Here is a 22,486-nt window from a genome sequence, read left to right as displayed (position 1 = left end):
CGACTGGCAAAAAGCGTTGTGTTGGCTAAAATATAACGTAAGCCGGAAAGTAGCCAATGGCTGAGCTTGTGTGACCTAAGGTAATATTTAGAATTAGTATGGTTAAGTTGCTAACTGCTTGATGGTTAGTGAGACACTGTGGAGGTTGTTGCTATATAGTAGTGGTATAACGCAAAATAGAAGCTTCAGCATAACGTAGTGCCTAACACTGCGTAAGCACAAGAGCAGCTATGGCTTCGGCCGCTTGGTCTGCCTGCCACTTCTTCTTTCATCTATACTGTTTCTATGACTCAGCAACCGACCAATTCACCGGCCAACGCCGGTGGGGTGGCCGCACCGCCTTCTACCGGTCCGGTTCGCCTCACCATCAACGGCCAGCAGCATACGCTCCAGATTGCCCCCTGGACCACCCTGCTCGACGCCCTGCGCGAATACCTGCACCTCACCGGCACCAAGAAAGGCTGCGACCATGGCCAGTGCGGCGCCTGCACCGTGCTGGTAAATGGCAAGCGCATCAATAGCTGCCTTTCCCTGGCCGTGATGCACGAGGACGAGGAAATTACCACCATCGAAGGCCTGGGTACCCAGGAAAACCTGCACCCCCTGCAGCAAGCCTTCGTCGACCACGACGCCTTCCAGTGCGGGTACTGCACGCCCGGCCAGATCTGCTCGGCCCAGGGCCTCATCAACGAGGGCCGCGCCCACACCGAGGCTGAAATTCGGGAGCACATGAGCGGCAACGTGTGCCGTTGCGGGGCCTACGTGGGTATTCTGAACGCCGTGAAGGAAGTAGTGGATGGGACAAAGGCGAAGTTGTGAAAGGTGAAGTTGTGAAGTCGTTCTGATAACGCCTTCCACTTCTGTCCCGCACAACTTCACAATCTCACAACTTCACCTTTGAACACATGAACTCATTTACCTACCACCGCGCCACGGCAGTCCAGGACGCCGTGCAGGATAAGGCCGGGCACAACGGCTCCGCTTACCTGGGGGGCGGCACCAACCTTCTCGATTTGATGAAGGAAAACGTGGAGCGCCCCACCCATTTAGTGAGCGTAGGCAAGCTGCCTCTCTCCGACATTGAAAATCTGCCCGACGGCGGGCTGCGCCTGGGGGCCACGGCTACTAACGCCGATACCGCCTGGCACGAGGATGTGAAAAGCCGCTACCCGCTGCTCAACCAGGCTATTCTGGCCGGGGCCTCGCCGCAGCTGCGCAACGCGGCCACCAATGGCGGCAACCTCATGCAGCGCACCCGCTGCTACTACTTCTATGACCTCGCTACGCCCTGCAACAAGCGGGAGCCGGGCTCGGGCTGCTCGGCCATTGGCGGCTACAACCGCGTGTGCGGCATCCTGGGTACCAGTGAAGCCTGCATTGCCACTCACCCCTCAGATATGTGCGTGGCCCTAGCGGCGCTGGCCCCCATGGTGCGCGTGAGTGGCCCCAACGGGGAGCGAAGCATTGCCTTCGACGACTTCCACCGACTGCCCGGCAACCAGCCCGAAAAAGACAACACCCTAGAGCCCGGCGAGCTGATTGTCAGCCTGGATTTGCCGACCAAGGGCTTCGAGAAGAACTTCAGCTACCTGAAGCTGCGCGACCGGAGCAGCTACGCCTTCGCTCTAATATCGGTGGCGGCGGCGCTGGAGCTGGACGGCAACACCATTACGGATGCCCGCTTGGCCCTAGGCGGCGTGGCCCACAAGCCCTGGCGCGACCAGGAGGCCGAAAACCTGCTCAAAGGCCAGCCTGCTACCGTGGAAACCTTTGCCCGCGTGGCGGCTAAAGTGCTGGAAAATGCCCAAGGCTACGGCTCCAACGACTTTAAAGTGGAGCTGGCCCGCCGCGCCATTGTGCGCGCCCTCAAGCAAGCCGCCGAAGGCTCGCAAACCGCATCCGACGTCTTTCTAAACTCGAATCCATGAGCACGACCAACCATATAGGCAAGCCCACCAGTCGCGTTGATGGTCCGGCGAAAGTAACCGGCGCGGCCAAGTACGCGGCCGAGTACCACGTACCCGACCTAACCTACGGCTGGGTCATCAGTAGCCCCATTGCCAAGGGTAAAATCACGAAAATCCACGCCGAGGAGGTGCTGGCCCTACCCGGCGTCCTCCAGATTTTCTCCCACGAAAACGTGCCGTCGTTGGCCTGGTTTGACCGGAGCTACAAAGACCAGGTGGCCCCCGGCGGCTCGCCCTTCCGGCCCCTGCACGATAACGAAATCAAGTTCAGCCAGCAGCCGGTAGCCCTGATTGTGGCCGATAACTTTGAGGTGGCCCGGTACGCGGCTTCCTTGCTGCGCATCGACTACCAGGAAGACAAACACGAAACCAGCCTCGAAACCAAGCGGGAAGATGGGTTTGAGCCCGGCCGGGGCAAAACCGGCTACATGCCGCCGCCGCCCCCCCGCGGCAACCCCGACAAAGCCTGGGAAGAAGCGCCCCACCGCATGGAGGCCGAGTACGTGCACGGGGCCCAGCACCACAACCCTATGGAGCTGTTTTCGACCACCGCTGAGTGGCGCGGCGACGGCAAAATTACGGCCTACGACAAAACCCAGGGCGTGTACAACGTGCAGGACTACCTCACCAAAATCTTTGGGTTGAAGAAGGACGACTGCCGGGTGGTGAATGAGTACATGGGCGGCGGCTTCGGCTCGGGGTTGCGGCCCCAGTACCAGGTATTTCTGGCCGTAATGGCGGCGCTGGAGCTGAAACGCTCAGTCCGCGTCACGCTCACGCGCCAGCAGATGTTCAGCTTCGGCCACCGGCCTCATACGCTGCAATACCTCAAGCTGGCCACCAACGCCGATGGCACCCTGGCCGCCCTGCAGCACCACGCCCTCCACGAAACCTCGCAGTTTGAGGACTACACCGAAAATGTGGTGAACTGGAGCGGCATGCTCTACCAGTGCGAAAACGTGAAGCTGGGCTACCAGCTGGCCAAGCTCGACGTGTACACGCCCCTGGACATGCGCGCCCCCGGAGCCGCCACTGGCTCCATCGGGCTGGAAGTGGCCATGGACGAAATGGCCTACGAGGCTGGCCTCGACCCCCTGGAGTTCCGCCTGCGTAACTACGCCGAGCAAGATCAGAACCTGGACAAGCCCTTCAGCAGCAAAAAGCTGCGCGACTGTTACCACCAGGGCGCGGCCAAGTTTGGCTGGGGCAAGCGCACCCAGGCCCCGCGCTCCATGCGCGACGAAAGCGGCAAGCTGGTAGGCTGGGGCATTGGTGGGGGCGTGTGGGATGCATCCCAGAAAAAGTCGGCCGCCAAGGCTACCATCACCGCCGATGGGCACCTGACGGTGCTCAGCGCAGCCGGCGAAAACGGCACCGGCACCTACACCATCATGACGCAGATTGCGGCCGAAACACTGGGCTTGCCCATTGAGGCCGTCACGTTCAAGCTCGGCGACACCGACCTGCCTGAAGCCCCGCTGCAAGGCGGATCCTGGACAGCTGCCTCTGTGGGCACGGCCGTGAAAAACACCTGCGAAGCCCTGGGCGAAAAGTTGCTCAAGCTAGCCCAGAAGATGGTCGACTCGCCCCTGAAAGGCGCCAGCCTGGAAGACGTGGAATTTGTGAACGGCCAGATCCGGCTGCGCACCGACGCCGGCCAGGCCGTGGTGCTCCGCGACGTGCTGCAGGCCAGTGGCGAAACTAAGGTGGAAGCCGACAGCTCGGCCACTCCCAACATGGTGAAGCAGAACGGCTACTCCATGCATTCCCACAACATCGTGTTTGCGGAGGTGAAGGTGGACGAGGAGCTGGGCACCGTGCACGTGACACGGGTAGTGAATGCCGTGGCCGCCGGCCGCATCCTCAACCTCAAAACCGCCCGCTCGCAGGTGCTGGGCTCGGTGGTGTGGGGCATCAGCATGGCCCTGATGGAGGAAACGGTGATGGACCACAAGTTCGGCCGCTACATGAACCACAACTTCGCCGAGTACCACGTACCCGTCAACGCCGACATCCACGACATCGACGTGCTGTTTGTGGAGGAGGAAGACGACATCGTGAACCCGCTGGGCGTGAAAGGCATCGGCGAGGTAGGCATGCTGGGCGTGGCCGCCGCCATCACCAACGCCGTGTACCACGCCACCGGCAAGCGCGTCCGCGACTTACCCGTAATGATTGACAAGCTGCTGTAACCGCCGCCGCTTGCCGTAACGCAAACCGCCCCGTAACCGTGAGGTTGCGGGGCGGTTTTGTGTGGGGGCATTTAACGCAACGGATATTTATGCAGTGGTGGCATTTCCTGTTCCGTCGGCAATGATTAAAAATAAAAAGCTGGATTGAAATTGAAAGCTGATAATATGCACATCAGCCACTATTGCATGAATACCATGTTATGGGCTGCGTTTCTTGTTCTTATATGTTGCACAATGTTTTCACTGAATACTTTTGCTGCTGAAAAATCTTAATGTAATTTTCCAAATCGCCAAAAATTGTCTCAAACCTGTCGAAGTTATCCTCATAACCGAAAAAACCTGTTTGCTTTAATCCTTCAGCTATTTTCAGAGTGCCAACCTTTTCAAACTTGTCTTTGAAATTGATAAAGACTTTGTGGTCAACTGCAAGTTTGACAACGCCAAAAAAGAAGTCGCAACTTCCATCCGATAATTCCCAAATTCTCTCTATTCCTGGTTGCATTTCCCGGGTTGTCTGTTGATCGTATCCGCTACCTATTTGTCTGCCCAAAATCTCTTCGGCTTTCAAATCCTCTACTGTTGGCTTTTTATTAGAGTTGTATGTAGTGGGAACTAAAACATAATTGCATTGACCTCTATATTGGTCTATTGATGCACAAATAACCGCTCTGTAATTCCCATCTTTGAGTTGAAAAGTCAATAAGTCGTCAGGCTGGAAATAAAAATTAGTTATTTTTCTGTATTTCTTCCTTGCCCTTACTTTATTGTTTGGCTGGCTAATTTTATTCCAAAACTTATCAAGCTCCTTTTGCCTTCCCTTTCCTGCTTTCGTGTCATACTCTTCTGTCCACACCTTCACACAAGCTCCTTTATCGATAATTGATTTTGCATAACTCACTTTATCTTCTGTCATCTGCCCTATTTCCCACAGAGCTAAAGCGCAAGAAGTAACACAAATTTCGTTGTCGAAATCGTCAATGTAGTCTGTTTGAACAAGAGGAAACTCTTTGTTAATGGTGTCGAAGTCTGCACCACTATCATATAAATCCATGATGCCCCAATATGTGTCGTGGGCTGTGTCACCGTCTATTATTTTAACTCCATCCGTTGCCATTAGTATCTGTCTCTAAGGTTGCCCATAACATTCCTATTGCCGAAACCGACAATAGCGTTTTGGTTTCGGTTATAAGTGTACCGTAGGCAATATAAGCGAAACTCCTTACCCCACCACCCTCCTTCGCAGACCCAACGCCCACAGCCCCAGCGCCGGGCCCAGGGGGTAGTAGCAGTAGTTGAGACGGTAGGAGTGGGGCCAGCCGGTGAGCTGCGCGCTGCCGATGGTGAGGGCAAACCCCAGGCAGTTGACGATGGTCAGGGCCGCGCCGCTGGTAGTTCTGAGGTCGTAACTATAAGCTACAGCTTCTTGAGCATCTCGGCGGCGTTGGTGTTCTGCGGGTTCAGCTCCAACGATTTTTTATAGTTGGTGGCGGCTAGCTGCTTGTTGCCCGAAGCCAGATAGGCTTCCGCCAGGCTGTCGAAGGCGTTGCCGCTTTCGGGGTGCAGGGTGGTGTTGAGCTTAAACACTTCCAGCGCCTGCTGCTGGTTGCCCTGGCGCAGCAGGGTGTAGCCCCAGCTGTTCAGGTCGCTTTCCGAGTGGCGGTAGGTAGTTTCGCGCTTCTTAAGGTCATTGGTGGCGGCTACGGCGTACCGCTGGCTGCGCTGCAGCAACCCCAGGTTTTTCTCCTGGCCGGGAATACGGGTGTAGCCCTGCGCAATGGTACTGACCACCAGCGCCGGGTTGTCGGCAAAAATGTAGTGGCCGCTGCCGTAAGCCGTAATGCCTTCACGGTTGGGCTGCGCCGCCACAAACTGCTGATGGCACGCTTTCCAACGCGTCGCATCGGCCCCTACCGGCGAAAAAGGTTGCTCGGCTACCAGGTCGATAACGGGAATGGCGGCGGGAAACGGCGTTTTGCGGAGCAAGGCCACGGTAGCGGGGTAGTTGCTGGATTGGTAGTAGCGGCCCCGGTGCTCGGTTTTGTTTTTGGCAATGTCGGCCTGCAGGTCGCGCATCATGCCCGCCAGAAATTCATCGGTGGCGTAGCAGGCCGTCATGGCATCAATCAGCACCACCGATTTCACGGCCGCGGGGTTTCGGGCGGCGTAGAGCGTGGTGTAGAAGCCACCGTAGGAGTGGGCCACCAGCATCAGCTGCTTGCCGTAGCCCAGCTTTTTGAGGCCGGTTTCCAGGCCCATTACGCCTTCCAGTACCCCGTGCTTAGCGTCGTTTAGCTCGCGGGTGTTGGTTTCGCTTTTGCCGAACCCGGCCCGGTCGTAGGTGATAAGCGGGGCCCCGGTAATGGTGGCTAGCGGTTGCAGCAGCTCCTGCCACACCCGGGCATCGTCGCCGCCGCCCGCCTCAAATACAATCGGCACGCCCTGGCCCTTGGTGATGACGAAATGCAACCGGTAGCCGCCCACATCCACTAAGGTATCGAGGGTTTGCGCGCGGGTGCTCCGGGAAAATGATAGGATAGCGCCGATAAACAAGATGATGCGTAATGCCTTCATAAACTAAAGAGCAGGAAGTGAAAAGAATAGGTGCGTAACCCAATGGATAGCATCTGGTGGCGTCCGGTTGCAAGCAACATACCCGGCAATTAGCCGCCAGCCGGAATAGTAGAGCGCACCAGCCACAGCAGCTGCGAAACTCAACCAGAACGCTCGATAATAATCGTCGTCAGATAGCGGCTTTCAACGTCTCGGGCTCATAAAAGATTGTCGCAGCTGGGCTTGATTCTGAGGGCAAAGTAAGCCACCGATTTGCGGAGTGCTAAGCATGCACCCACACCAACTAAGGTCTGTGGACAGCAACGGTAACGGGCATTCTACATCCCTTTAGGCCATCATGCTTCGACAAGCGTACGCCAGATGAAGCATGACGTTCTTGTTACTTACTGTCCACACACCCTAGGTTACGGTTACTATGCCTCTATCGTCCGCCGCTCGCGCCCCAACGCCCACAGCCCCAGTGCCGGGCCGAGGGCCAGGGGCAGCAGTAGCAACTGAGACGGCAGGCGCGGGGCCAGCCAGCCGGTGAGCTGCACGCTGCCGATGGTGAGAGCAAATCCCAGGCAGTTGACGATGGTCAGGGCCGCGCCGCGCGCTTCGGCGGGGGCATGCCGGGCCACCAGGGTGGAAAACATCGGCGAGTCGGCCACCACTACCAGCCCCCAGAATGCCAGAAACGCCACTAGCCCCACCGCCGAGCTGCCGCCCAGTACCACCCCCGAAGCCAGGCAGCACGCCCCCGACAGCGCCAGCGCAATAGTGGCTACCCGCGCCGGACTCAATCGGCGGGCCAGTAGCCCCGCGCCTACGCAGGCCAGGCTGCCCCCGCCAATAATGCCGAACGAGAGTAGCGGTACCGGCAGCGCCGCCAGCGGGTGCCGCTGTTGAAAGCCGGCCAGCACCACCGGCACAAACGCCCAAAATGCGTACAGCTCCCACATATGCCCGAAGTAGCCCAGCGCCGCCGCCCGAAACTGCGGCTGCCGGAACCCCGCCAGAAACGCCGTGAGGCGGGGCCGCTGCCCGGGCCGGCGGTAGGGCCCATCGGGCACCAGCAGCAGCATGGCCACACCACCCAGCACCGCCAGCGCGGAGGTAGCCCCCGTCACGTAGTACCACGGGAGCTGCCCCGTGAGGCTACGCAGCAAATGCGGAAACGCCGTGCCCAGCACCAGTGCCCCCACCAGCCACCCCAAGGAGCGGCCCAGCCCGGCCTCGTAATAGTCGGCGGCTATTTTCATGCCCACCGGGTAAATGCCGGCCAGGAAAAAGCCCGTCAGGAAGCGGCAGGCTAGCAGCCCCTCGGCTCCGAGGCCGCTCAGGTGCACGCCGAGGTTGGCCGCTGCCGCCGCCAGTGCACTCACAAAGAATACCCGCGAGGGCGAAAACCGGTCAGCCACGGCCAGCAACGCAAACAGCAGCGTGCCGCTGATAAAACCCAGTTGCACGGCGCTGGTAAGTGAGGACACAAAGCCGGCCGGCAGATGAAACCGCGCCGCCAGCTCGGGCGCTACGGCATTGCCGGCAAACCACAATGAGGTGCAGCAAAACTGCGCCCCCACAATGGTGGGAAGAATACGGGACATGAGCGCGGGCGGGAGAGAGGCAGGCGGGAGAGAGGTGCGAAAGTACCAATTCTGCCCCGTTTGCCGTGCCCCAGTCGGGTCTCTATTGAGCGGTGTAGAGACGCAATACTTTGCGTCTCGTCGTTGCTGAAGTTGTTTGCCTTGCGTGTGTCTTTGGAAAAGTACCCAAACACGCCCGACCGTCATGCAGAGGCGTCGCCAAAGCATCTCGCGTGCTGACGTTGGAATGGTAACTCGAGTTAGTCGAACGTCATGCAGAGGCGTCGCCGAAGCATCTCGCGTGCTGACGTTGAGGAACTACTCTTGACGTCAGCACGCGAGATGCTTCGGCAACGCCTCTGCATGACAGTTAGTTTGGCAACGAAGCGGTAGAGATGTTTCGGCCTCCGGCCTCTGCATGCCGGTTAGCATTTCAACGTCAACATGCGAGATGCTCCGTTGCGCCTCTGCATGACGTTTCTATAAAGTAACCCTACCAGAACCGGTTGGTGCAGACTACCTGGGTCTTCTTCTTGAGGCGCAGGCCCACCAGCACCTCGTGGCTGCCGCCGTGGTAGCCGGCCAGCTCCGAAAGGCCCGCATCATAGGAATAGCCGAAGGTGAACTGCTCGTAGTTGAGGCCCACCAAGGCCACAAACGAATCAAACGCCCGCCACGACACCCCGCCCCAAAGCAAATCCTGGTACTTGAGCTTGGCGTTGAGGTCGAGGGATACGGGGGCCGGCTGCACGGCCTTCACCAGCACTGAGGGCACCAACGACCAGTCGTTGGAGAGAGGCACCCGCACCCCGGCCGTAGCGAAATAGTGCCGCTTGAGGGAGTTACCCGCGCCTTCGGCCAGGGTGGTGGGACCGTAGGAGAAGTTAAGCTTGTTGGCCAGCAGCTGCGCCCCCGATACGCCCACATAAAAATCGGAGCTATACACCCACAGGCCAATGGAGGCATCGGGCACCCGGGCGGCGTCGCTGGGGGCTACGGTGGTAGGGTCGAAAAACCGTAGCTGCGTCCCATCCACGGCAAACTGCTGCATGCCCGCCGCCACGCCCAGGGCCGCCCGCAGGTTGGGCCGCAGCACCAGGTTGTAGGCGTAGGAAAGGTAGGCGCCCTTGCGGCTGGTGGGTCCGGTCTGGTCGTTGTATACCAGCCCCCCAATGGCGTGAAAGGGCCGCCGCCGGTCATTGAGGGTGCGCTTATTGGTGGTGCGCCACTTGCCCAGCGAGGAGCTGGCGCTGAGGTAGTAGGTTTTAGGGGCGCCTTCCAGCCCCGTCCACTGGGTGCGGTAGCTGGCTTTCACGTCAATATAATCCTCCACGCCCGTAGCGCCGGGGTTGAGGATGTAGTTATTATTCATGTACTGGCTGTATTGGGCCTGCTGCTGGGCCAGGGCCGGGGCGGCAGCCAACAGCAGCAGCGGAAGCAGCAGAGGTAAGGCTCGTTTCATACCTGTTTGGTGGTAGTGCTGTCGAAGGAAGGAGGGTCCGACCGCGCAGGGTGCGCGGCCGGCCACCCTAGGTTAATACAGAATCGTAATCGACCCGCTGTAGGACCTACCCAGGGGGCCCTTCGTGACGACGACGTAGTAGTAGGTGCCCACCGGAGCGGGCTGGCCGTTAATGTCGCCGCGCCACTCATTGGCCCGGCCGTAGTTGTTGGCGGAGAAGATTTTGGTGCCCCAGCGGTTGAACACCGTCACGGTATTGTCGGGGAACTGCTCAATGAACTCAATCTGCCAGGTATCGTCGCGGCCGTCACCGTTGGGCGTGAAGGCGTTCGGAATCCGAATGGGTGGGCGTACTACCACGGTTACCTCGTCGGAGTCGGCGCAGCCCCCGCTCCCGGCCGAGAGCGTGTAGGTTGTGGTAACGGTGGGCGAGGCTATGGGCTTCAGAGAATCACCGGAGAAGCGCAGCGTCTGGGAGGGCGTCCAGCGCACGGGGTAGCGGCCATCGGCGCGGCCTTCCAGCGTCACGGAATTGCCGGCCAAAACTTCCTTGTCGGGACCAGCATCCACGTTTACGGGCGGCTGAATGCGCACGGCAATGGCGTTGGAAATGGCCGTGACGGGCTGGGCGCAGGTGTTAGTGGTGCGCAAGCGGAGCGTTACCAACTGCCCTGCGCGAAGGGTAGTGCTGGTAAACACCGGGCCCGTGGCCCCCGCCACATCAGCGCCATTCACCTGCCACTGATACTGGGGCGTGGGGCCGGCCCCCGTTACGCTGGCAATACTGAATGTGAGCGGAGCCCCCAGGCACACGGGGCCTCCCGGCTGCACCGCAATGCTGAGCGTGGGCGCAGGAGTAGGTATACGCGTGACGGTAACTGTAGCCACGGCCGGGCCCGTGCTACACAGGCCTGCCGAGGGCGTTACCTCCACCCGCACTTGGTCGCCGGTAACGAGGGCGCTGCTGGTGAAGGTAGGGCCGCTGGCTACGGCCACATTGTTCACAAACCACTGGAAAGTAGGCGCGGGGCCCGCGTTGGCGGCCACGGCCGTAAAGGTGAGTGGAGTACCGGGGCACTCTACGGGCGGGGAAGCCAGCGTTACGGTCGGCGTCACGCGGGGCTGCACCCGCACCGTTACCACGTTGGAAATGACCGTAGCGCAGGTGCCCGTGCCCGATGTTACGCGGCGGCGGAAGTAGGTGGTAGTTGTGAGCGGGCCCGGAGCGTAGGTTACGCCGGTTGCTCCGCCAATGGCCGCCCAAGTGCTGTTATCCAAGGAAGATTCCCACTGATAGGCGAAAGTGCCCGTGCCTCCACCGGCCCCGCCGCCGGTAAGCGGGGTAGGGGCTGTGCCAGCGCAAATGTCTTGGTCGGCGGCAATGGTGCCAGCCGTGAGGGTGGGTAGTACCGTCAGCGTAATAACGTTGGAGTACTCCGGGCCGCAGGGTCCGGAAGTAACGCGGCGGCGGAAATAGGTAGTAGCCGTGAGGGGCCCCGGAGCGTATGTGGCTCCATTGGCTCCCGGAATAGTGGTCCAGGTGGCGTTATCCGAGGAAGATTCCCACTGATAGGTGTAGCTGCCCGTGCCGCCGGTAGCGTTGGTGGTGCTGGCAAGCGGAACCGGGGCCGCGCCGGGGCACACGGTCTGGTCTTGTCCGATGCTGCCAGCTACCAGGGCTGGCGTTACCGCTAGGGTTACCACGTTGGAGTATACTGGCCCGCAAGCTCCGGCCGTGGCCCGGCGGCGGAAATAGGTGGTAGCCGTGAGCGGCCCTGGGGCATACGTTGCCCCCGTTGCGCCCGAAACAGCCGCCCAGGTGCTGTTATCCAAGGATGATTCCCATTGATAGGTTACCTCTCCAATCCCCCCGCTGGCGGCCCCTCCGCTCGTCAGCGGAGCCGGCGTAGCGCCGGGGCACACTGTCTGGTCGGCAGCAATAGTGCCCGCCACCAAAATCGGAGCCACCGTAATGACCACGGAGGCCGTGTACTCCGGCCCGCAACTACCGGAAGTAACCCGGCGGCGGAAGTACGTGGTGCGGGTCAGCGGGCCGGGGGAGTAGGTGTCACCCGTAGCCCCGCTGATGGTATTCCAGCTTACATTGTCCAACGATGCTTCCCACAGATAATCAAAGCTACCTGTGCCTCCGCTGGCTCCCGCGCTGCTGGTGAGCGGGGCAGGCGTAGCGCCGTTGCAGATGCTCTGATCGGCAGCAATACTGCCGGCCGTGAGAGTAGGCAGTACCCGCAGGGTTACCACGTTTGAGTACACTGGCCCACAGGTTCCGGCGGTAGCGCCCCGGCGGAAGTAGGTGGTAGCCGTCAGGGGCCCCGGAGTATACGTTGCACTGGTTGCACCTGGCAGGGCGGCCCAGGTAGTGTTATCGGCCGACGATTCCCACTGGTACGTTACTGCTCCCGCGCCACCGGCCGCATCGGTAGTGCTGGTGAGCGGGGCAGCCGTAGCGCCCGAGCACAGAATTTGGTCGGCGGCAATGGCGCCGGCAGTGAGTACCGGGGCCACCGTCAGCGTCACCGTATTGGAGTAAACCGGCCCGCAGGCTCCCGAAACAGCCCGCCGCCGGAAATAGGTGGTAGCCGTCAGTGGGCCGGGGGCGTAATCGGCGGTGGTAGCCCCGGCAACAGCCGCCCAAGCAGCATTGTCCAATGAGGATTCCCACTGGTACGCCACCGGACCCGGCCCACCCGCGGCGGGCGTGGTGCTGGTAAGCGGCGCGGGTGCGGCTCCGTTGCAGAGCGTCTGGTTGGCGGCAATGGTGCCGGCAACTAAAGCGGGGGCCACGGTGATGGTGACGGTATTCGACACGGCCGTGCAGGGCCCGGAGCTAACTAGGCGGCGGAACAGGGTAGTAACCGTCAGGGTGCCCGGTGTGTAGGTCTCCCCCGTCGCTCCGGCGGTGCTCGTCCAAGTGGTGTTATCCGTGGATAATTGCCATTGGTAGACAGGGTTGCCGGCGCCGCCGGTAGCGGGGGCACTGCTGGTGAGGGGCGCGGCGGGGCTGCCGGCGCACACCGTCTGGTCGGCGGCAATGGTGCCCGCAGCCAGGGCCGGCGTTACTGTCAGCCGCACCGAGGCAGTGAAGGTTGGGTCGCAGTACAGGTTACCGTTGGCGAGCAGAAGCTGCACCCGCCGCCGGAAATAATAGGTGCCCGCCGGTAATGTGTTAGTAGGCTGGTAAGTAGCGCCCGTAGCACCCGGAACATCCGACCAAGTGGCGTTATCCGTGGACGTTTCCCACTGGTAGGTCACCCGTAGAATTGGGTCACCAGTGGCGGGGGCAGTACTAGTGAAGGGGGCCGGTGTGGAGCCGGCGCACACGTTCTGGTCGGCGGCAATGCTGCCGGGAACGGGGAGGCCCGGCACCCGGAACAGGCCCTGGCTTTCCCGACAGAAGCAGTCGGTGGTAATGCGCAGCTTTACGGTATAGTCGCCTGGCTGGGCATAGGTGTGCGTGGGGTTAGCTTCGGTGGAGGTAGTGCCGTCGCCGAAGGTCCAGAGGTAGGTCTGCGGGGCAAAATCAATAGCCGGGGCCTGGAATTTTACCGTTCGGCAAGCCGTCAGTTCCGCCTGAAGCCCCACCCGCAGCAAGGAGCTTTGGTTGAAGTTGGGCAACCCCAGCCCGCTCCGGCGCCCACCTAGCAGCAGGCTGTCCTCGGCAAAGGCCACGACAAACCCCACCGAATCGGGGAAGGCATCAGGCTTCGGAATGAAACCCAGGGCCGGCTGATTTTCGCGGGCTACGTAAATTTTGCCATCGGGGGCGGCCTGCATGGAGCCTAGGTTGGCCGGGGGCGTCTGCTTGAGCGGAATACTGATTTTGCTGGCCGTCACGCTCGGTGCGCGCAAGTCGAACTGCAGCAGCTTAGCCGGGTTTAGTACGGTGGCAAACAGCCGGTTCTGGCTGGGCGAAAATTCCACCCCGTAGTAACCACCTTCCTTGCTGTCCACAATAAAAGGCGTCTGAGCACTGGCCGAAACCTCGCCCGTGTTGGTATCGAAACTAAATAATTCCACCGTGCTGGAGCTGTCCCCGGCCACTTCACTGAAGCGGGCCAGAGCTAGTTGCCGGCCGTCGGGCGTCACTTTCATCTGGCCCCGGTAGCCTTGCCTGGCCACGCTGGGCGCATGCAAAGAGCCGACGGAAGAAATTACTGGATTAGGGTTTCCATTGACTACTGGCAGTACTCCATTAATTGTTATTCGGTAGGCCAGAAAGGCGTCGCCCCGGTTGTTGTTGCCGGTTTTGGCGCTGCCCCAGCCGTGGGCGATAATCCAGATGTCGCAGCCGTTCTTGTGGAATACGCCCGTCAGCTTGTGAGCCGTGCCGCGGGCCAGCAGGTTATTGCGGCTGATAATGGTACCCGCGCCCCCGCCGGCGGGAATCTCAATTTCCGAGTAGCACAGGCCAATGGTGTCGTTGAGGGCGAATACGTAGTAGCGCGTGGGGGCAGTTTGGGAAATAAAGCTGCCAGGCTTCTTCACGGCCAGGGCTCCATCGGTGGAGCGGGGCGTGCCGCCTAGGCCCGTGCCCATAATGGAGTGGTCCCGGTTCCAGATGGTGTCGCCGTTGGTGTAAAACAGCAGCCGGCCGTTACCATCCGACATCACCCCGGAGCCAAACGGGGCCGTCATCCGGCCATCGGTGAGTACTGTGGGCGGGATGGAGTCGGTGGCTTGGTTGAAATCAAGGCCCGCTTTGTGCCCGAAGTACCAGGTGTTGGCAAACTTCTCGTCCTGGCTGCACTCCGGGGGCGGGGTACCCTGGCCCAGGGCGGAAACAACCGTCAGCAGCAGCAGGAGCAGCGGCAGAAGCCACCCGGCTGTCGGGCGGGCCTGCCAGCGGCAGGTTTGGCCGGGTGGGGCAGTGTTCGGCAGAAATACGGGAGCAGGCGGTGGTAGCGTTGTGGGCATAGAGGAGCGGGGCAGGGTGGGGCAGACAGATAAGCAACTGGCGGAAGGAAAAGTGCCTGCTATTCTGTTTATTAAACGAAACCAAAGGGCTGGTTATTGCCAAGTAGGCAGTAGCCTGGGTTGTAACCCCCTTATTTATCTTCTGCCCCATTCATGCAAAACAATGTATGAATAGTGCAGCAAAAAGTAGTGCCTTATTGAGTAAAAGGTAAGCGGGTAGGAGCCGACAGCTTCGGGAGGGAGCAACGCGCATTTCTTATCCCAGGTCAAGGCGCTACTGCTTTCCGGCGGGTACTTTTGCTGTCACTACCCGATAACCACCCGCAGCGCCACCACCTCCTTCACCTACTTGGTGCGCTGCCCTTAACTACGGCTATGAACTCCCTGCAAGACCTCCATAAAACTGCCAGTAGCTTCCAGCAAACCGCCAAAATGCCCGTGCTCTTCGTGGGGCACGGGTCTCCCATGAATGCGCTGGCCGATAACCCGTTTACCCAAACGCTGCACCGGCTGGGTTTGGATATCCGGAACCGGCAGCCCCCGCGGGCCGTGCTGGTGGTGTCGGCGCACTGGCTCACACGCGGCACTTTTGTGGCCGTAAATGAGCGGCCCGAAACCATCCACGACTTCGGCGGCTTCCCGCAGGAGCTGTTTGCCATGCAGTACCCCGCGCCCGGGGCCCCCGATGTGGCCCGGGAAGTACTGCAGGCCCTGCCCGATGCCCACCCCACCGATGAGTGGGGCCTCGACCACGGCACCTGGACGGTGCTGCACCATATATTTCCCGAGGCCGATATTCCGGTGTTTCAGCTCAGCATCGACTACCACCAGCCCCTGACCTACCACGCCGAGCTGGCCCGGCAGCTGCAGTTTATGCGGCGGCGGGGCGTCCTGATTCTGGGCAGCGGCAACATCGTGCACAACCTGCGCCAGAGCATGCCCAAGCTCATGGCCGATGACCCCACGCCCTACGCCTGGGCCTCGGAGTTTGACGAGTGGGCCAAGGCCAAAATCAACCAGCGCGACCTGCATGCCCTGGCCCATTACCAGCAGGCGGGCGCCAGCGGGGCCCTGGCCGTGCCCACCCCCGACCACTACATCCCGCTGCTCTACAGCCTGGCTCTGGCCGAACCCGACGACGACATCCGCCACGCCTACGAAGCCGTGGAGTACGGTGGCCTGAGCATGCGCACGTTTGTGGTAGGGCAGTAGCGCGAACTGCAAAATTCGCGCCTCCGCGCCGTTCCAACGGTTCTATTGGCGCGGGGACGCGAACTTTGCAGTTCGCGCTACTGCCAGGCAACGCCTGTGCGGTTGGCGGCATCTGTCAGAGCGCAAGTTTTCTACCTTGCGTCCTCTATGCGCCATATCCTTCTGCTGACTATCAGCCTGACAGCGGCCACCACGGCCGCCACCGCCCAAACTACCGCAACCACCTACCGCGCCGCCGAGCGCAAAGTCAACGACTTGGTGCATACCCGGCTGGACCTGCGTTTCGACTATGCCAAGCGCTACGCCTATGGTAAGGAATGGGTGACGCTCAAGCCCCACGGCTACGCCACCGATTCCCTGCGGCTGGATGCTAAGGGTATGGATATTAAGGCGGTGAATCTGGTGCAGAATAACGAGTCTACGCCGCTTAAGTACACCTACAACCAGCGCAAGCTCCTGATTCAGCTGGGGCGGGCGGTGCCGGCGGGTGAGGCGTACACCGTTTATATCGAGTACACGGCCAAGCCCGACGAGCTGGACATTAAAGGCAGCGCCGCCATTGGGGGAGCCAAGGGACTGTACTTCATCAACCCCGACAGCGCCGTGTCCGGTAAGCCGGTGCAAATCTGGACCCAGGGCGAAACGGAGTCCAACTCGGCCTGGTTTCCCACCATCGACAAGCCCAACCAGAAAACCACTTCCGAAATCAGCCTGACCGTGCCCGCCAAGTACGTCACGCTCAGCAATGGGGCCCTGATAAGCCAGACGCCCGCCGGCCCCGGCCTGCGCACCGATACCTGGAAAATGAACCAGCCCCACGCGCCCTACCTGTTTATGCTGGCGGTGGGCAGCTTCCGCAAAACCACCGAAACCTGGCACGGGAAGGAGGTCAGCTACTACCTGGAGCCGCAGTACGCGGGCCAGACGCAGGCCATTTTCGGTAAGACGCCACGCATGCTGGAGTTCTTTTCTGAGCGGCTGGGGGTGGCGTATCCGTGGAACAAGTATGCCCAGGTGGTGGTGCGCGACTACGTGAGCGGGGCCATGGAGAATACTACGGCCTCTTTGTTCGGGCCTCATGCCCAGGGCTCGGCCCGGGAGGTGGCCGACTGGGACTACACGCTGGTGGAGCGGGAAGTGGCTCATGAGCTGTTTCACCACTGGTTTGGCGACTACGTGACGGCTGAAAGCTGGAGCAACCTGACCGTGAACGAGAGTTTCGCCAACTTCTCGGAGGTGCTCTGGGCCGAGCACGAGTACGGCCCCGATGCCGGCGCGGCCCAGGCCTACCGCAGTCTGCGCAACTACCTCGGCAACCCCGCCAACCACTCGCAGCAGCTGGCTCGCTACCAGTACGCCGACAAGGAGGACCTCTTTGATGCCGTGAGCTACCAGAAGGGCGGTAGCATCCTGAATATGCTGCGCACTTATTTGGGCGAGCAGGTATTCTTCAACGGCCTGAAAACCTACCTGACGCAGAACGCCTTCGGTACCGGGGAGCCGCACCAGCTGCGGCTGGCCCTGGAGCAGGCCTCGGGTCAGGATTTGAACTGGTTTTTCAACCAGTGGTATTACCGCGCCGGCCACCCCATCGTCAGCATCGACTACGGCTACGACGCCGGCGGCCGGGAGCAGACCGTCACCATCAAGCAAACCCAGCCCGGCCTGCCTTTCCAGTTGCCCATTGCCGTGGATGTGTACGTGAGCGGTAAGCCCCAGCGCCACCAGGTAATGGTGCACCAGGCCACCGAAACCTTCCGCTTTCCGGCCGCCAGCAAGCCGGAGCTGGTAAACGTGGATGCCGACAAGGTGCTGCTGTGGCAGAAAACCGATAATAAGCCCCTCGCCGAGTACGCCGCCCAGCTCCGCCTCGCCCCCCGCTACCTCGACCGGCGCGAAGCCCTGGCCGCCGCCCAGAACCAGCTGAAAACACCGTCCTCGGAGCCAGTAGCCCGGCAGCTATTGACGGCCGGCCTCACCGATGCCTCTCCGGTGCTGCGCCAGTTTGCTATTGAGGCCCTTGACCTCCAAAATGCTGCTTCGCGCAAGGCCGCCGCGCCGGTTCTGGCCCGGTTGGCCGCCACCGATGCCTCGGCGCAGGTGCGGGCAGCGGCCCTCCTGGCCCTGGGCTCGGTGCAGGATAAGCAGTATGCGCCCTTGTTCACAAAAGCCCTGGCCCATTCTTCGTACCGGGTGCAGGGGGCCGCGCTGCGCGGACTGCTGCCGCTACAACCCGCGCAGGCCCTGGCGCGCGCCAAAGCCTTCGAGGCCGACAATAAGGGTGGGCTGACGGTGGCGCTGGTGCAAGTGTATGGCAAAGCCGGCAGCGCCGCCGAGTGGCCCCTGATGCGCGCCAAGTACGACGCTGCCGAGCCCAACAGCCAGTTCGACATGCTGGCCGGCCTCGGCGATATGATGGGCCGCCTCGACGACCCCACAGTCCTGACCGAAGGCATCACCCGCATCAAAGACCTGACGGTGCGCTACAAGCCCTACATTGATGCATCCCGCCTCATCGGCCTACTCCGTCAGATTGAGCAGCAGCAGGCCAAGCGCCCCAACGCCACCCTGGTAGCCCAGCAGGTAACCGCCGCCGTAGCCGAAATCGAAGCCGCGAAGTAGTCGGCACGGTGTCGAGACGCGTATTCGCGTCTCCTCGTTGCTAAGGTTGAAGCCGTTTAGAAAGATGAAAACCCTTGTCATCCTGAGGGAAGTGAAGGACCTTATCACGCATAAACAAACTGTTGCAACGTGAGAAGATCCTTCGTAAGCTCAGGACGACAGGTGGATGGTGCGGGTTGTGTAACGGGGAGTGTCGCGTCTTTATACCCTGTGCATTACCGGTTCTTATGGTTGGGATTTGACTGGTTTTGGGACTGAATACGCTGCAGGCCGGCAAACCCACAACCAGTCGGGCCAACTCTGTGCGCCCAAGCGCGTACCTTTGGGCTGGGATAATTTTCCCCAATGGTATGACGCAGGAACAAGTACGCTTAGCTCAACACCAGACCGGTGAGGCTCGTTGGAAGAAATTTGGCCCCTACCTCACGGAGCGCCAGTGGGGTACGGTGCGCGAGGATTATAGTCCCGATGGCAACGCCTGGAACTTCCTGCCCCACGATTTGGCCCGTAGCGTGGCCTACCGCTGGGGCGAGGAGGGCCTGGGTGGCATTTGCGACGACCAGCAGCACCTGTGCCTGAGCGTGGCCCTCTGGAACGGGCAGGACGAGATGCTGAAGGAGCGGCTGTTTGGCCTCACCAACGGCCAGGGCAACCACGGCGAGGACGTGAAAGAGCTGTACTATTACCTTGATAGCACGCCCTCGCACTCCTACATGAAGATGCTGTACAAGTATCCGCAGCAGGAGTTTCCGTATGAGGAGCTGCGCCGGGAAAATGCCGCCCGCACCCGCCTGGAGCCCGAGTTCGAGCTGCTTGACACGAACATATTCGCTGAGAACCGCTACTTCGATGTGTTTATTGAATACGCCAAGGCCGGCCCCGATGATGTTCTGCTGCAGATAACGGCCCACAACCGGGGCCCCGAGGCGGCTCCTCTGCACATTTTGCCTACGCTGTGGTTTCGGAATACCTGGGCCTGGGGGCATGCGCCCAGCGGCGCGGCGCCCACGCTGCGGGCCACCGGCCCCGCTGCCGCCACCGCCGACCACGCCGCCCTGGGCCGCTACCACGTGTACTGCGACGAGCCCGCCGCCCTGCTTTTCTGCGACAACAACACCAACTACCACCGCACCGGCGACCCATTTGGACCCACCGGCACCGGCCGCTACTACAAGGACGGCATCAATGATTACGTGGTGGAAGGCGACGTGACGGCCGTTAACCCGAACCGGGGCGGCACCAAGATGGCTGCTCACCACCCCCTGGAAATTGCTCCTGGTGAGGCCCGGGTGGTACGTCTGCGCCTCAGCCAACAGGAGTTGGCCCAGCCCTTCGCCGATTTCGGGCAGGTAATGGCTGCCGGCCTGCAGGATGCCGATGACTTCTACCAGTGCATGCAACAGGAGCTGCCGCCCTCCGCCGATGCGCGCAACGTGCAGCGCCAGGCCTTTGCCGGCATGCTCTGGAGCAAGCAGTTTTACTACTATGATGTAACCCAGTGGCTGGACGGCGACCCGGCCTTACCCCGCCTGCCGGCCCGCCGTCGCAAGGGCCGCAACAGCAACTGGCGCCACCTGCACAACCAAGACATCATTTCCATGCCTGATAAGTGGGAGTACCCCTGGTACGCGGCCTGGGATTTGGCCTTCCACTGCATTCCGCTGGCCATGGTAGATGCCGATTTTGCCAAAGACCAGCTGCGTCTGCTCTGCCGCGACTGGTACATGCACCCCAGCGGTCAGCTACCGGCCTACGAGTGGAACCTGAATGACGTGAACCCGCCCGTGCACGCCTGGGCCACCTGGCGCGTGTACCAGATGGACAAGAAGCTGCGCGACAACCAGGGCGACACGGCCTTCTTGGAGGCGGTTTTCCACAAGCTTAGCCTGAACTTTACCTGGTGGGTAAACCGCAAGGACAAAAGTGAGCGGAATATCTTCGAGGGCGGCTTTCTGGGGCTGGATAATATTGGCGTATTTGACAGAAGTGCCCCGCTGCCCACCGGCGGCCATATTGAGCAGAGCGACGGCACCAGCTGGATGGCCATGTTTGCCCTGAATATGATGCGCATGGCCATGGAGCTGGCCAGCCATAATCCCGTATACCAGGAAATGGCCGGCAAGTTCTTCGAGCACTTCCTCTACATTGCCGACGCCATGACCCGCGGCGGCGACGGACAATTCAACCTCTGGGATGAGGAAGACCAGTTTTACTACGACGTGCTCCATACCCCCGACGACGCCCGCACCAAGCTACGCGTGCGCTCCATCGTGGGCCTGATTCCGCTGTTTGCCGTGGAGGTTATTGATGAGGAGTTGCTCAACTCCCTGCCCGAGTTTACGGAGCGGGCCCGCTGGCTGCTCGAAAACCGCCCCCATTTAGCCCAGCTGGTAGCTCGCTGGCAGGAGCAGGGCAAAGGTGCCCGCCACTTGCTGAGCCTGCTGCGCCGTAGCCGCCTGCGCCACTTGCTCAAGCGCATGCTCGATGAGCAGGAGTTTCTGTCCGATTTCGGTATCCGGGCTATGTCGCGCTACCACCTGGAAAACCCGTACGTGTATAGTACCGTCGATACCGACTTTACCGTGCAGTACGTGCCCGGCGAAGCCGAGAGTAGCATGTTTGGGGGGAATAGCAACTGGCGCGGCCCCATCTGGTTTCCCATCAACTACCTCATCATTGAGTCCTTGCAGCGTTTCCACAGCTACTACGGCGACTCCTTCCGGGTGGAATACCCCACGGGCTCCGGGCAGCGCCTCACGCTCCAGGAAATTGCCGATGCGTTGTCGGGCCGGCTTACCAAGCTGTTTCTCAAGGACTCAGCCGGCCGCCGCCCCGCCTTCGCCGATGATGAGCTGCTGCAAACCGACCCCCACTTCCGCGACTACCTGCTGTTTCATGAGTACTTCCACGGCGACACGGGCCGGGGACTGGGGGCGAGCCACCAAACCGGCTGGACGGGCCTCATTGTGCGCCTGCTGCGCCACCAGCTACCCGAAAACCAAGCAGCTAGTTTGATAGGGGGAGCAGCCACGGCAAGCTAAGCGCCTGCTCTACCGGCCCCTGAAACACCAAGCGGCTGTCGCGCAAGGTGCCGGCGTATACCTCTACCTCACTTGTGTCGGCCGGAATAAAAATGCGTACCGTTTCGGTGCGGCGGGGCCGCACGTAGGTGCTGCCAGCTTGCTGGGGCTCAACTGGCCCGGATATTTCAAAAAAACCGGCGCTAGTCAGTTGTAAGTCAAGCATGTAGTTGTATAGATATGTTTCGGCAGCACAAAGCCTAAAGCGCTGGTACTTAGTTCCCACCAAAATAGTCCCGCCCCAAAAATAGTGTGCGGCAGACTGCCTTACACCGTCGATGAATAGCATTATATAGATGTAGCTATGCGCTGATGCCCGAAAGCAGTACTCACCAGTGCTACACGTACGCAAAAGGCCCGGTAGTTTTACCGGGCCTTTTGCGTACGTATAGAGTGCAAAATCTATTGTTTGCTCTGAATCAGCTTGATTACGTCGGCGTTGCCGCCTTCTTTGGCGTTGGCCAGCACATCTTTGCCGTCCTTGTCCTTGGCCTTGGGGTTGGCGCCGCTGGTTAGCAGGGCCTGCACAATTTCCAGGTTGCCTTTGGCCGCCGCCGCCATCAAGGGCGTCATACTGAAAGAATCCGTTTTATCTATCTGGGCTTTGTGCTTGAGCAAGGTTTTTACCACCTCCAAATGGCCGTTTTCAGCGGCCAGAAACAGGAAAGTGGTTGGGAAGCCGGGCATCATTTCAACCGTGGCATTGACATCAGCCCCGGCCGCCAGTAAGGTTTCAAGCGCCGCCACCTGGTTTTTCATAACGGCTGCATACACTTTCTGGGTAGGTGTCTGCGCCTGCACAGAAACGGCAGTAGCAAAAAATAGAGCGAAACCGAGAAGAAGTTTTTTCATGCCGGGAAATACACGCGGGAAGAGGGAC

13 protein-coding genes are annotated in these 22,486 nt (G+C 60.6%); 6 read left to right on the top strand and 7 right to left on the bottom strand.

Annotation, left to right across the window (positions count from 1 at the left end):
• Positions 1–285 precede the first annotated feature (285 nt).
• From ABIB60_RS02635 to ABIB60_RS02625, 3 genes are all read left to right on the top strand, one after another.
• Complete coding sequence (locus ABIB60_RS02635) at positions 286–819, top strand: (2Fe-2S)-binding protein (protein ID WP_354577528.1); 534 nt, start codon at positions 286–288, stop codon at positions 817–819.
• An 86-nt stretch (positions 820–905) separates the two neighbouring features.
• Positions 906–1,928: an FAD binding domain-containing protein gene (locus tag ABIB60_RS02630; RefSeq protein WP_354577527.1), complete on the top strand. Its 1,023-nt coding sequence runs from the start codon at positions 906–908 to the stop codon at positions 1,926–1,928.
• Positions 1,925–4,159 (top strand): xanthine dehydrogenase family protein molybdopterin-binding subunit, encoded by a 2,235-nt coding sequence (locus ABIB60_RS02625; protein ID WP_354577526.1) that lies wholly within the window; start codon positions 1,925–1,927, stop codon positions 4,157–4,159. The genes ABIB60_RS02630 and ABIB60_RS02625 overlap by 4 nt, the downstream gene beginning before the upstream one ends.
• A gap of 220 nt (positions 4,160–4,379) precedes the next feature.
• Here ABIB60_RS02625 and ABIB60_RS02620 read toward each other — a convergent pair whose 3' ends face one another.
• The 5 genes from ABIB60_RS02620 to ABIB60_RS02600 all read right to left on the bottom strand — a co-directional run bounded on the left by ABIB60_RS02620 (position 4,380) and on the right by ABIB60_RS02600 (position 14,692).
• A complete protein-coding gene (locus ABIB60_RS02620) occupies positions 4,380–5,210 on the bottom strand; it encodes a hypothetical protein (protein WP_354577525.1) in 831 nt (276 codons plus the stop codon).
• Between the two features lie 362 nt (positions 5,211–5,572).
• Positions 5,573–6,730 carry an alpha/beta fold hydrolase gene (locus ABIB60_RS02615; RefSeq protein WP_354577524.1) on the bottom strand — a complete coding sequence of 386 codons (1,158 nt, stop codon included), beginning with the start codon at positions 6,728–6,730 and terminating at the stop codon, positions 5,573–5,575.
• Between the two features lie 413 nt (positions 6,731–7,143).
• Positions 7,144–8,316 carry an MFS transporter gene (locus tag ABIB60_RS02610; protein WP_354577522.1) on the bottom strand — a complete coding sequence of 391 codons (1,173 nt, stop codon included), beginning with the start codon at positions 8,314–8,316 and terminating at the stop codon, positions 7,144–7,146.
• Between the two features lie 472 nt (positions 8,317–8,788).
• Positions 8,789–9,757: a PorP/SprF family type IX secretion system membrane protein gene (locus ABIB60_RS02605; RefSeq protein ID WP_354577520.1), complete on the bottom strand. Its 969-nt coding sequence runs from the start codon at positions 9,755–9,757 to the stop codon at positions 8,789–8,791.
• A 72-nt stretch (positions 9,758–9,829) separates the two neighbouring features.
• On the bottom strand, positions 9,830–14,692 hold the full coding sequence (locus ABIB60_RS02600) for a DUF8696 domain-containing protein (RefSeq protein ID WP_354577518.1): 4,863 nt from the start codon (positions 14,690–14,692) through the stop codon (positions 9,830–9,832).
• A gap of 375 nt (positions 14,693–15,067) precedes the next feature.
• Here ABIB60_RS02600 and ygiD point away from each other — a divergent pair, with 375 nt between their 5' ends.
• The 3 genes from ygiD (at position 15,068) to ABIB60_RS02585 (ending at position 21,567) form a co-directional block, all read left to right on the top strand.
• On the top strand, positions 15,068–15,904 hold the full coding sequence (gene ygiD, locus ABIB60_RS02595; RefSeq protein WP_354577516.1) for a 4,5-DOPA-extradiol-dioxygenase: 837 nt from the start codon (positions 15,068–15,070) through the stop codon (positions 15,902–15,904).
• A 147-nt stretch (positions 15,905–16,051) separates the two neighbouring features.
• A complete protein-coding gene (locus tag ABIB60_RS02590) occupies positions 16,052–18,526 on the top strand; it encodes a M1 family aminopeptidase (protein WP_354577515.1) in 2,475 nt (824 codons plus the stop codon).
• Positions 18,527–18,876: 350 nt separating this feature from the next.
• Entirely contained in the window at positions 18,877–21,567 is a 2,691-nt protein-coding gene (locus ABIB60_RS02585) for an MGH1-like glycoside hydrolase domain-containing protein (protein ID WP_354577514.1), read from the top strand.
• Here ABIB60_RS02585 and ABIB60_RS02580 read toward each other — a convergent pair.
• Together ABIB60_RS02580 and ABIB60_RS02575 are read right to left on the bottom strand one after the other, a co-directional pair.
• Positions 21,533–21,772 carry a hypothetical protein gene (locus ABIB60_RS02580; protein WP_354577513.1) on the bottom strand — a complete coding sequence of 80 codons (240 nt, stop codon included), beginning with the start codon at positions 21,770–21,772 and terminating at the stop codon, positions 21,533–21,535. The genes ABIB60_RS02585 and ABIB60_RS02580 overlap by 35 nt on opposite strands.
• A gap of 236 nt (positions 21,773–22,008) precedes the next feature.
• The gene (locus ABIB60_RS02575) at positions 22,009–22,458 is read right to left on the bottom strand and encodes an ankyrin repeat domain-containing protein (RefSeq protein ID WP_354577512.1); all 450 of its coding nucleotides are present in this window, start codon (positions 22,456–22,458) and stop codon (positions 22,009–22,011) included.
• Positions 22,459–22,486: the final 28 nt, after the last annotated feature.

This window comes from Hymenobacter sp. UYP22, from assembly GCF_040547285.1.
Lineage (GTDB): Bacteria > Bacteroidota > Bacteroidia > Cytophagales > Hymenobacteraceae > Hymenobacter.
Note: the sequence above shows the minus strand (reverse complement) of the source record. Positions and strands in the feature narration are given on the sequence as shown.

What these genes read in the sequence shown, in the direction of transcription:
- ABIB60_RS02625 (WP_354577526.1), top strand. Translation starts at nt 1,925, where the DNA reads ATGAGCACGACCAACCATATAGGCAAGCCCACCAGTCGCGTTGATGGT.
- ABIB60_RS02575 (WP_354577512.1), bottom strand. Translation starts at nt 22,458, where the DNA reads ATGAAAAAACTTCTTCTCGGTTTCGCTCTATTTTTTGCTACTGCCGTT.
- ABIB60_RS02585 (WP_354577514.1), top strand. Translation starts at nt 18,877, where the DNA reads ATGACGCAGGAACAAGTACGCTTAGCTCAACACCAGACCGGTGAGGCT.
- ABIB60_RS02600 (WP_354577518.1), bottom strand. Translation starts at nt 14,692, where the DNA reads ATGCCCACAACGCTACCACCGCCTGCTCCCGTATTTCTGCCGAACACT.
- ABIB60_RS02620 (WP_354577525.1), bottom strand. Translation starts at nt 5,210, where the DNA reads ATGGATTTATATGATAGTGGTGCAGACTTCGACACCATTAACAAAGAG.
- ABIB60_RS02580 (WP_354577513.1), bottom strand. Translation starts at nt 21,772, where the DNA reads ATGCTTGACTTACAACTGACTAGCGCCGGTTTTTTTGAAATATCCGGG.
- ABIB60_RS02590 (WP_354577515.1), top strand. Translation starts at nt 16,052, where the DNA reads ATGCGCCATATCCTTCTGCTGACTATCAGCCTGACAGCGGCCACCACG.
- ABIB60_RS02615 (WP_354577524.1), bottom strand. Translation starts at nt 6,730, where the DNA reads ATGAAGGCATTACGCATCATCTTGTTTATCGGCGCTATCCTATCATTT.
- ygiD (WP_354577516.1), top strand. Translation starts at nt 15,068, where the DNA reads ATGAACTCCCTGCAAGACCTCCATAAAACTGCCAGTAGCTTCCAGCAA.
- ABIB60_RS02630 (WP_354577527.1), top strand. Translation starts at nt 906, where the DNA reads ATGAACTCATTTACCTACCACCGCGCCACGGCAGTCCAGGACGCCGTG.
- ABIB60_RS02635 (WP_354577528.1), top strand. Translation starts at nt 286, where the DNA reads ATGACTCAGCAACCGACCAATTCACCGGCCAACGCCGGTGGGGTGGCC.
- ABIB60_RS02605 (WP_354577520.1), bottom strand. Translation starts at nt 9,757, where the DNA reads ATGAAACGAGCCTTACCTCTGCTGCTTCCGCTGCTGCTGTTGGCTGCC.
- ABIB60_RS02610 (WP_354577522.1), bottom strand. Translation starts at nt 8,316, where the DNA reads ATGTCCCGTATTCTTCCCACCATTGTGGGGGCGCAGTTTTGCTGCACC.